The sequence below is a fragment of the Bacteroides acidifaciens genome, from assembly GCF_024623065.1.
GTDB classification, from domain to species: Bacteria; Bacteroidota; Bacteroidia; order Bacteroidales; family Bacteroidaceae; genus Bacteroides; species Bacteroides acidifaciens.
Genome location: NZ_JANJZR010000109.1, coordinates 1 through 10,203 on the forward strand (window position 1 = coordinate 1; position 10,203 = coordinate 10,203).

A 10,203-nucleotide genomic window follows, 5' to 3' on the forward strand; every position below is an offset into this window, starting at 1 on the left:
ATTTTGATGATACTCAGAGAATTATTCTAAAATTGTTGCTGACCGACCTGATTGTATTAGATTCGCTGAATAGTTACAACTTTTTTCATTTTAGTTAAAGTTTTCATACTGTTTAAATAATTAGATTGTTAATTTCAAAATTAAGGTGTACGTACATAGCGTAAATGCTACGATTAATACAATACTGCATGAAGAAGTAAAAAAAGAAAGGCTTCTCAAGTGTTATAGTGAAGCTCCCTGTCGGTGGGATCTTCGGATATATAACTTCGTATTTGTTTTATTTGTATAAATATGGGGTTTACTGCTAATATATAAGTTTTCTATGCCTCATAGTAAGTAAAAGTTGTATAAAATATTATATTGCTATATATTCTGTTGTATAAGGATGCTGGTGATTCAGAGTGTGTGATTTGTGGATGAATTCTAATTGTTGAAATGGAGTGTGAAATATTGAAAATATATTGATGGTGTTTATGTATGCTTTACTAAAATCATCAGGCCGATTTATAATGTATTCTATAGCATGAATTAATAAATTTCGGCTTCCTATTAGCTATTTTATATGATGTTTTAGTCTGTTGCTGTTAAGTAACTGTCGAGATGCACAAGTGCGTTAAGCTTGCTGCACTAGTCTATTCATGCGAATACATTAGTGTAATTTGGTAGTTGTTTTATTACTTGATGAGTTGTATAATGAAAAGTGCAGTTTTCTTCTGATAAAAAGTGAAAATATTATAGATGAATTTTGTGAACATATAGAAAATAGGGGGCTATTTTAGGCTTAATGTGTTGATTAATAGTGCTGCCACATTTTTGTTCGTAACTTTCTCACCGGTTAATTTGAGAGTTGAAAAAGTTAGTAGCTTTCGTTATTAACTTAGAGAAGGAACCGTTTCTTAAAAAAGGGAAAATAAAATAGTGACGCTATCCGCAGCGGATGGCGTCACTATATGAGTAGGATAGTGACGGTATCATGAGTGGATAGCGTCACTATTTTTAAGTCTGTTTTTTACCAGTTTCTTTTCACTGTACGGTAACCGTAACCGCTAATTACAAGGAAGCAGATAAAAGGTAAAATGAATGAAACATTGACGGCAGGCAGACATCCGATTTCTTTCATATCGATGATGCTTGCTTGCAGTGGAGGAAGAATTGAACCACCCAGAATAGCCATGATAAGGCCGGCTGCGCCGAATTTGGCGTCGTCTCCCATACCTTTCAGCGCAATGCCATAAATGGTGGGGAACATTAGTGACATACAAGCGGAAACTGCAACTAAGCAGTAGAGTCCGAAGATTTTTTGAAGGAAGATGGTGCCTAGCGTGAAAATACCACCGCAAATAGCAAGGATCATCAGTAATTTACCCGCATTGAAATAGCGCAGGATGAATGTACAGATAAAGCGGCTGATACAGAAGATAACCATCGCTATGATATTATATTGTTGCGAGAGGACTTCAGCACTTTTCTCATCCATACCTTGTGACATGAACAAGCGTGTTCCATACTGAATGATGAAAGTCCAGCACATAATTTGTGCACCTACATAGAAGAATTGAGCAATTACCCCTTCACGATAACACGTTTGGGTGAAAATGCGCTTCAGTGTAGGAAGGAAATCTATTCTATGATTCTGATCTCCATTTTTCGGCATCTTGACGAATCGTATCAGGAGCAACATGGCTACGATGACCAATCCGATAATAAGATAAGGGGCAATCAGGACAGCGAGGTCGCTTTCCTTGATAGCTTGGAATTCGCTGTCGTTGAGTAGGGTGCGGTCTTCAGTACCCATCGGATGTAGTTTGGCTTGAATAAACTGCATAGCTACATACATTCCGAGGAGTGAACCCATCGGATTGAAAGACTGTGCAAGGTTCAGGCGGCGGGTGGCAGTCTCTTCCGTTCCCATAGAAAGGATATACGGATTACAACTTGTTTCCAGAAAGGAAAGTCCGCAGGTAAGGATGAAGTAGGCTATCAGAAACGGATAATATTCTCCCGTCATCTTAGCAGGAAAGAATAAGAAAGCTCCGAATGCATACATTCCAAGTCCTAGCAGGACACCGGCTTTGTATGAGTATTTGCGGATGAATATGGCCGCAGGGAAAGCCATGGCAAAGTAGCCGCCATAAAAGGCTACTTGTACCAGCGCTCCGTCAGTGGCGCTCATCCGGAAGATTTTGGAGAATGCTTTCACCATCGGATTGGTAATGTCGTTTGCAAATCCCCATAACGCAAAACAAGAGGTAATGAGAATAAAGGGGATGAGGTAGCTGATGCCATCTTTCGAGAGGATGGACTGCTTGGTGTGTTTCATGGTCGTTCTTGATATTTTTTTAAGTATTATATAAGTGGAACATTCTTTCCATCGGTTTCCATTTTTCCGCGGAACTCATTCCGGGAGCGGCTTGCTGGAATATAGCCATGTATTCTTCCCATTCCTGTTGGCGGGGAAGAGTGTTCAGACGTGCCATTGCTGTGTCCCAGTCGAAATCAACAGGAGTTTCGACAATCATAAACAGACGCGTGCCGAGAATATAGATTTCCATTTCGAGGATACCTACTTCTCGAATCCCGGCAAGGATTTCGGGCCATGCTTCCGTTTCACTGTGTCTTTTGCGATATTCGGCGATTAATTCCGGGGAGTCGCGCAAGTCGAGTGTTTGACAGTAGCGTTTGACGGGAATCTTGTAAGATTGGACTTGGTAACCAGTTTGGGGTGTTTCCATATACTTTTATTTTTTAGGGTAATATACTTGTGGTGTAACGCTGTGGATTACAATTTCTCTCAGCTCATGAAGGTCGGCAATTTCTCCTTTTGCCATAGCTTGCGTCAGGATATTTCCTATCGCGGTAGCTTCTACGGGACCGGCATATACGGGAATGCCGAGTTCGTTGGCCGTCAGTTGATTGAGCAGTTTATTCTGTGACCCTCCGCCAATAATATTGAGTTGGCGAATCGGAGAGGGTAGACAACGGTTCAGTTGTTCTACCGCTTGCTGATATTTGAAAGCTAATGATTGGAGTACACATCTGACGATTTCTGCTTTATTCTGGGGAATCTGAAGTTCGTGTTCCCTGCAATAATTGACAAGGGCGTTTTCCATATTTTCCGGGTTCATAAATGCTGTATCGTCTACTGGAATGATAGTGTCAATCTTTGCTTCGGTGGCTTGTGGAATGATGATGTCATAGCTTTGTTCTTCACCACGTGCTTTCCATTCGCTCATCAGACGTTGCAGAATCCATAATCCTGTGATGTTTTGTAAGAACCGGATGCGTCCTCCTACGCCGCCTTCATTGGTGAACTGTGTTTGGCGCGCTTCCTCAGTCAATATAGGTTGGTCTACTTCCACTCCCAATAGCGACCAGGTGCCAGAGCTTAGAAAAGCGATGGGATATTCCGTGGCAGGAACAGCTGCTACAGCGCTGGCTGTGTCATGCGAACCTACTGCGATGACATCTACTGTACCTAATCCTGTTTCCCGTGCAATATCTTCTTTTAAGGTTCCTCTGATAGTTCCCGGTTGGATAATTTCTCCGAACAGATGTTCGGGAAGTCCCAAGGTCCGGATTGTTTCTTGTGACCAGTTCCGTTGTCTGGCATCAAGTAATTCGGAGGTAGAGGCAATGCAATATTCATTATTGGCTACTCCGGTCAGGAAATAGCTGAAAAGGTCGGGCATGAATAAGAGTTGCCGGGCAAGTTCCAGCTGGGAATCTTGATTTAACTTCATGCTGTATAACTGGAACAGCGTGTTGATAGCCATCACTTGTATTCCGGTATCGGCATAATGCTTTTTCTCGTCCAGAACTTTGAATACTTCAGCCGGCATTCCGTCTGTCCGTGCGTCCCGGTAGCAGACCGGATTTCCTATCAGGTTTCCGTGTTTGTCAATCAGTCCGAAGTCTACTCCCCAAGTGTCAATGCCGATTCCTTTAACGTTATATCCTTTTTGTGCGGCTAGTTTTAATCCGGTCTTCATGTCCTCAAAAAGCGCGGGGAAGTCCCAGTAGACATGATTTCCAAGTTTGACTTGGCGGTTGGGGAAACGGTGGATTTCTTCCAGTTCCAGCTTCCCGTGGAGAAGGAAGCCGGCGATAACCCGTCCGCTTCCTCCTCCAAAGTCTGCTGCTAAATATATGTTTTTATTGGTATCTTTCATGGTATGGTATGTACGGATACTATTTTGTTTTCTTTCCTAATACATAGATTTCCAAATCTTCAATTTCTGCCGGTGTCAATACAGAATAATCTCCGCCGGACTGGACGATAATGCGGCAAGCCATTTCGAAGAAAGTAGCACGTTCATAGACTTGGTCGAAATCTTTTCCGCATACCACTTGTCCGTGGTTGGTCAATAAGACGGAATTGTGATTCAACATGGCTTCCACTACTGCTTTTGCCAGTTCGGGAGAACCCGGGCGATAGTAAGGGATTACAGGAATCTCAGCACCTACGTGGCAGGGGATTTCTGCCGTTACGTTGAAATTGACCGGCTTGTTTTTCATGCAGGAGATAGCTGTGGCGTATTCCGACTGAAAATGAAGAACGACATTGACGTCCGGACGTTCGCGGAGAATACCCAAGTGGAAAGTGCTTTCCATTGAAGGTTTTACACCGTTAGTCGGCGTTCCGCTGGCGATATTACAGATGGAAACTTTTTCTTTATAAAGGGTAGGAACCCAAGAACCTGTGCCGGAAATCAGTGCTTCCTCACCAATTCGCCAGGAAAGGTTTCCGCTACTGCAAAGCATTAGCCTTGCATCTCCGTAACGATGGGCTTGTTCAATAAACTGTTCGATATGTTCGTTGGTAATCATAATTGCAAAGATACACAAAATAGAATTAAGTGAATTGAAATTATTTGTAGATAGGACCGTAAGTGCTACAAGCTCTGTAATCCGCTCCTTCCTTATCCATGCCGAAAGCGTTCCATGCAGCCGGACGGAAGATTTCGTTGTCTTCTACGTTGTGCATGCATACCGGGATGCGAAGCATGGAAGCGAGAGTGATTAAGTCCTGACCGATGTGTCCGTAGCTGATGGCTCCGTGATTAGCTCCCCAGTTATTCATTACTGAATATACATCTTTGAAAGCTGATTTGTCACACAAGCGGGGAACGAACCAGGTGGTAGGCCATGTCGGGTCTGTACGCATGTTCAGTTTCTGGTGGATTTCCGGGTCGATTTCAACGGTCCATCCTTCTGCGATTTGCAGGACAGGGCCGAGACCCTTAATCAGATTCAGACGCATCATAGTGACAGGCATGCCGCCTTTTGACAGGAAGTTGGAAGAGAAACCACCGCCACGGAAGTAGTCACGATCTGCCGGATACCAGGTAGTTGCTTTCAGGCAGTTTTCTACGTCTGCTTCAGTCAGGTTCCATGGTTCTTTCATTACCGGATTGCCTTCTGCATCAGATGATTGACCGGAGCCATCAAGAGTGGTTGCACCAGAATTGATAAGGTGGATGATACCATTGGCTGCCAGACCTGTCAATTCTTTGCCGGTCACACGTTTTACGGCTTCAGGGCTCCAGTAAGTACGTACATCGGAAAATATCTGCGCACGGTTGGTCAGCAGGTGTCCGAACAGCATAGCTACACCGTTGCAAGCATCGTTTTCAGTAGCTACAACGAATGCTTCGCGGATACCGTTCCAGTCGAAAGAAGTATTGAGCAGAGCTTCGGGGTAGTCACCGTTCGGATAGAAGTCTGTCCATTGGCGTTGTCCCTGGAAACCGGCTGCGATGGCATTGTGTCCCAAAGCTTCTTCTTTGAATCCCATCTCTTTCAGTTTGGGGTTGCCGGTCATCAAGTCGCGCATGATAATCGTCATTTTCACGATAAATTCCCAGTCAGCATCTTTCTGTTCACGGCTTTTGCGCTTTTCAGGACGGTTCTTGAAGTCATCTCCCTCGTTTGCCTTGCAGTTTTTCTCTGTCCATGCCATTGCTTTCGCATATTCTTCGTGGTCGTAGATGCCTTCGTCCATACGTCGGATGATTTCTGTAAGGTCGATGGATTCGTTACGCATTCCCAAATACTCCTGGAAGAAATCAGGATTAACGATTGAACCGGCGATACCCATAGATACGCTACCCATCGACAAGTAGGATTTGCCTCTCATGGTAGCTACTGCCTGTGCGGCTCGTGCAAAACGAAGAATCTTTTCCGCTACATCTTCAGGAATGGTGTTATCATCCAAATCTTGAACGTCATGTCCGTAGATGCCGAATGCCGGAAGACCTTTTTGTGCGTGTCCTGCCAATACGGCTGCCAAATATACAGCACCCGGACGTTCTGTGCCGTTGAATCCCCAAACGGCTTTTGGGTAATACGGGTTCATGTCCATCGTTTCAGCACCATAGCACCAGCAGGAAGTGACGGTGATAGTAGAACCCACACCTTCTCTTTCGAATTTTTCGGCACAAGCCGCGCTTTCGGCCACACGGCCGATAGTGCTGTCGGCAATAACACATTCTACAGGACTTCCGTCACCGTTCCTCAGGTTGCTGCTGATTAATTCGGCTACTGCTTTAGCCAAGTTCATTGTCTTTTCTTCGAGGCTTTCACGAACGCCACCCTGGCGACCGTCGATGGTGGGACGAATCCCGATTTTCGGATACTTTTTCATGGTTTCTTTTTTAATTATATAGTTAATTAATATCTGTGCTGAACTGTGCTGATTTTGTGGCAAAAAAAAATTAGAGTGACTTTCGAAGCCTGACTTCAGTAGGCAGGTACTTCTGTATAGGCGTATCATTAAGGACGAAGTTTGCGGCTTCGTTCCCCATCATTTCCCAGTCGATACTCAATGAGGTGATTCCTTCGTCAATAACTTCATAAGAAGGAATATCATTGTATGCCAGCAGACCGAAATCTTTTCCGCATTTCAGTCCCTCCAATCTTCCTTGTTTCACTGCCTTTACCACATCTTGTTGTTTGATGGCAATGTAGGCTGTTTCTTTTCGTACCACCAGATTTTCAATATCTTCCTGTATCTCATACGAGAATCCTTGCTCTTCGCAAAAACGGATAAAATAATCTTTGCTGCTTTGCGGGTGTTTCAGCCCTTTGGAGAACAGGAAAACAATTTGGCGGTACCTGTGCATCCTTTCTTTCAGTGCAAGTAATGCCTGATAAAATGATTCGTCGAAGTCCTGACAGATATAGAAGTTCTTCTCTTTTGCGAATTTACCGAAGTCAAGCAGTAATAGTCTGGCAGGATTAATCTTATTTAATGCCGTGCTGAATTTCTCATTATCAAAATTCATCACTATATATTTATTGTACTTTCCTATAGATTCACGGATGATGGTATTGAATAGTCGTTCGTTGTATTGATGGAACAACAAGTCTACCTTATAATTAATAGGCAGATGCTTGACGAAACTGTTGTATAATGCTTCTTTAAACGGGGTGTATTGGTCGAGGAGCAGTAAAACGTTTGTTACTTGACTCGTCACATAGTATCCTTTTCCGGGGGTAGAGTCAATCAGTCCCCGTTCGCGTAAATCAAGGAAGGCCTTGAATACCGTATCGCGTGATACCCCATATTGTGCACTCAGCTGATTGATAGAAGGCAAAGAATCTCCCTCAAGAAATTCTTTTCTGGAAATAGCCTGGCTAAGGTTGTCCGCCAATTGCGTGACCTTACTAGATTGCTGCCCGAATGTTGCTTTCTTATCAGTTCGTTTCATATTAGTTTTATAAAAGATAACTGTGCTGAACTATGCTGACGCAAAGAAAGGCATTTTATTCCGAATGAAACTAATTATTTACTATGTTTTATAGCATAAAATGAAAAAAAATCCTCTCCAGCGAACCGGAGAGGATTTATAGCTTTTTCCTGATTTCTTATTCGGAATCTGCCGAAAATTATTCAGCAGCAGCTTCTGTTGCAGGAGCTTCTTCAGCCGGAGCTGCAGCTTCTTCTGCGGGTGCTTCAGCAGCAGCTTTTTCAGCAGCTTCAGCAGCTTTCTTTTCAGCGAGTGCTTTTGCTTTCACTTCGTTGATTTTCTTTTCTGCTTCCAGACGTGCTTTAGCTTCAGCTTTCTTTTCTTCGTCTTGTTTAGCTTTCAAAGCAGCCAAACCTGACTGTTTGTTGTTTTTCCAAGCCTCGAATTTAGCTTCTGCTTCTGCTTCTCCGAATGCGCCTTTTGCTACACCGCCCATAAGATGTTTCTTCATGTAAACTCCTTCGCGGGAAAGGATGTTACGTACAGTGTCGCTTGGTTGTGCACCTTTCAGTACCCATGCCAATGCAGCGTCGAAATTCAAATCTACTGTAGCAGGATTGGTGTTAGGGTTGTATGTACCAATCTTCTCAATAAATTTACCATCACGTGGTGCTCTGCTGTCTGCAATTACAATTGAATAGAACGCGTAACTTTTACGTCCGTGTCTCTGCAATCTGATTCTAGTTGCCATTTTAAATAATTGTTTTTAATGATTGATTTGAATTATGCTATTATCTCGTAATAGCGGGTGCAAAGATACGGCTTTTCTTTTGATTGACAAACATTTCGCCCCTTTTTTACGAATATCGTTTCGGATAGCGGAACAAAATCGCGAGTAGGGCGCATACTCCCATTGTAAACGGATAGTAGAGATTTCCTATGATACTGATAGGGGAGACATTGGCAAGACCCGCCGCAATCAGCATCTGCGCTCCGTATGGAATAATCCCTTGTATCAGGCAGGAGAAAGTATCGAGGATGCTGGCTGCTTTTCTTCGGTCGAGATGGAATCTCATGGCAATGTCTTTGGCAATCGGCCCTGTTGTGATAATGGCAATCGTGTTGTTGGCTGTACATAAGTTGGCGATACTTACTAGAGCGGCGATGCTTAGTTCGGCCCCTCTTTTACCATTGATGTGGCGGGTGAGTTTTCTGATAATGTAATCAATGCCACCGTTATAACGGATTGTTTCGAGCATCCCTCCGGCCAACAGAGTAATAATAATCAGTTCTCCCATTCCTGTAATTCCTGTTCCCATGGCACCAAACCACTCGAAGATTCCGAAGCTTTCGGTCGCGATGCCAATGATGCCACTTGTCAATATACCTATTATGAGTACGAGCATCACGTTCATTCCGGCAATGGCTGTTCCTAATACTATTATGTAAGGTATAACTTTGGTCCATTCGATGGTCTGTGTTTGGGTGGGAGCAGTAATGGACAGTCCTTGAAATATGTAAATTCCCAATACAATGATGGCCGCCGGGACGACAATCATAGAATTTACCCGAAATTTATCGCGCATTACACATTCCTGGGTTTTTGTCGAAGCGATAGTGGTATCGGAGATAAAAGATAAGTTGTCTCCGAAAAAAGAACCGCCTACTACGACAGCTACCATAAAGGGGAGAGTTATTTCAGTCTTTTCTGCCAGTCCTACGGCAACGGGAGTAAGGGCGACAATAGTTCCCACACTGGTTCCGATGGATAAAGAGATGAAACAGGCGGCAATAAAGATGCCTGCCAGCAATAAATTGTCAGGAAGAATATGCAGTGTCAGATTGACGGTAGCATCGATTGCCCCCATTTGCTTCGCACTTTGAGCAAAAGCTCCGGCAAGAATGAATATCCATATCATCAGGAGAATATTCTTATTGGCAGCTCCTACCGAGAATTGATAGATACGCTGGTCCAGTTTCAAGCCGCGTGTAATGGCGATGGCATAACAGGAAGAGATAAGAAAAGCCACTGTGATAGGCACTTTATAAAAGTCGTTGACGAGGATAGAAGTCACGAGATAAAGGCATAAGAATACGAGTAACGGGCTCAATGCCCACCAGTTTCCGCGACGGTCTTTATGTATTTTTTCTTCAGTCATAAATGGACGTTGGGTGTTTTTTTTATTCTAAAATCAAAATAGTGATGCAAAAGTAGTGTTTTTCTTTTTAAACGAGCGTGTTTTTTCATCTTTGGATATCATAATTATTTAATTGAAAGAACAGTTATTGGTAAGTTTATTACTTTTGTGATGCAAATGTATTTTTCATAGAAAGAAAATATGGAAATGAAACTAGTAACTTCGGATAAAAAAGAATTCCTTGAATTATTAGAGCCTGTTTAAATTTTCCTGAGATTATGTTAGATAGGCTTTACCGATCTGTTTTTATTCGTCACATAGTCTCCGTCATGCTCCTCACAACAACAGAAAATATACTCGAAAGCAACTCTCAAAAC

At 43.1% G+C, this 10,203-nt stretch carries 8 protein-coding genes; all 8 read right to left on the reverse strand.

Features of this window, described 5'->3' with window-relative positions; all coding sequences use genetic code 11:
- Window positions 1–1,009: 1,009 nt before the first annotated feature.
- Window positions 1,010–2,320: an L-fucose:H+ symporter permease gene (gene fucP, locus NSB03_RS18895; protein ID WP_257466578.1), complete on the reverse strand. Its 1,311-nt coding sequence runs from the start codon at window positions 2,318–2,320 to the stop codon at window positions 1,010–1,012.
- 19 nt (window positions 2,321–2,339) lie between these two features.
- Complete coding sequence (locus NSB03_RS18900) at window positions 2,340–2,732, reverse strand: L-rhamnose mutarotase (RefSeq protein WP_024988635.1); 393 nt, start codon at window positions 2,730–2,732, stop codon at window positions 2,340–2,342.
- Between the two features lie 6 nt (window positions 2,733–2,738).
- Entirely contained in the window at window positions 2,739–4,169 is a 1,431-nt protein-coding gene (locus NSB03_RS18905; RefSeq protein WP_024988636.1) for a rhamnulokinase, read from the reverse strand.
- Window positions 4,170–4,188: 19 nt separating this feature from the next.
- The gene (locus tag NSB03_RS18910; RefSeq protein ID WP_024988637.1) at window positions 4,189–4,827 is read right to left on the reverse strand and encodes a class II aldolase/adducin family protein; all 639 of its coding nucleotides are present in this window, start codon (window positions 4,825–4,827) and stop codon (window positions 4,189–4,191) included.
- A gap of 40 nt (window positions 4,828–4,867) precedes the next feature.
- A complete protein-coding gene (fucI, locus tag NSB03_RS18915) occupies window positions 4,868–6,643 on the reverse strand; it encodes an L-fucose isomerase (protein WP_024988638.1) in 1,776 nt (591 codons plus the stop codon).
- 70 nt (window positions 6,644–6,713) lie between these two features.
- Window positions 6,714–7,709 (reverse strand): GntR family transcriptional regulator, encoded by a 996-nt coding sequence (locus tag NSB03_RS18920; RefSeq protein WP_024988639.1) that lies wholly within the window; start codon window positions 7,707–7,709, stop codon window positions 6,714–6,716.
- Window positions 7,710–7,887: 178 nt separating this feature from the next.
- The gene (locus NSB03_RS18925; RefSeq protein ID WP_136014792.1) at window positions 7,888–8,439 is read right to left on the reverse strand and encodes a 30S ribosomal protein S16; all 552 of its coding nucleotides are present in this window, start codon (window positions 8,437–8,439) and stop codon (window positions 7,888–7,890) included.
- A gap of 106 nt (window positions 8,440–8,545) precedes the next feature.
- On the reverse strand, window positions 8,546–9,847 hold the full coding sequence (locus NSB03_RS18930; RefSeq protein ID WP_024988640.1) for a Na+/H+ antiporter NhaC family protein: 1,302 nt from the start codon (window positions 9,845–9,847) through the stop codon (window positions 8,546–8,548).
- Window positions 9,848–10,203: the final 356 nt, after the last annotated feature.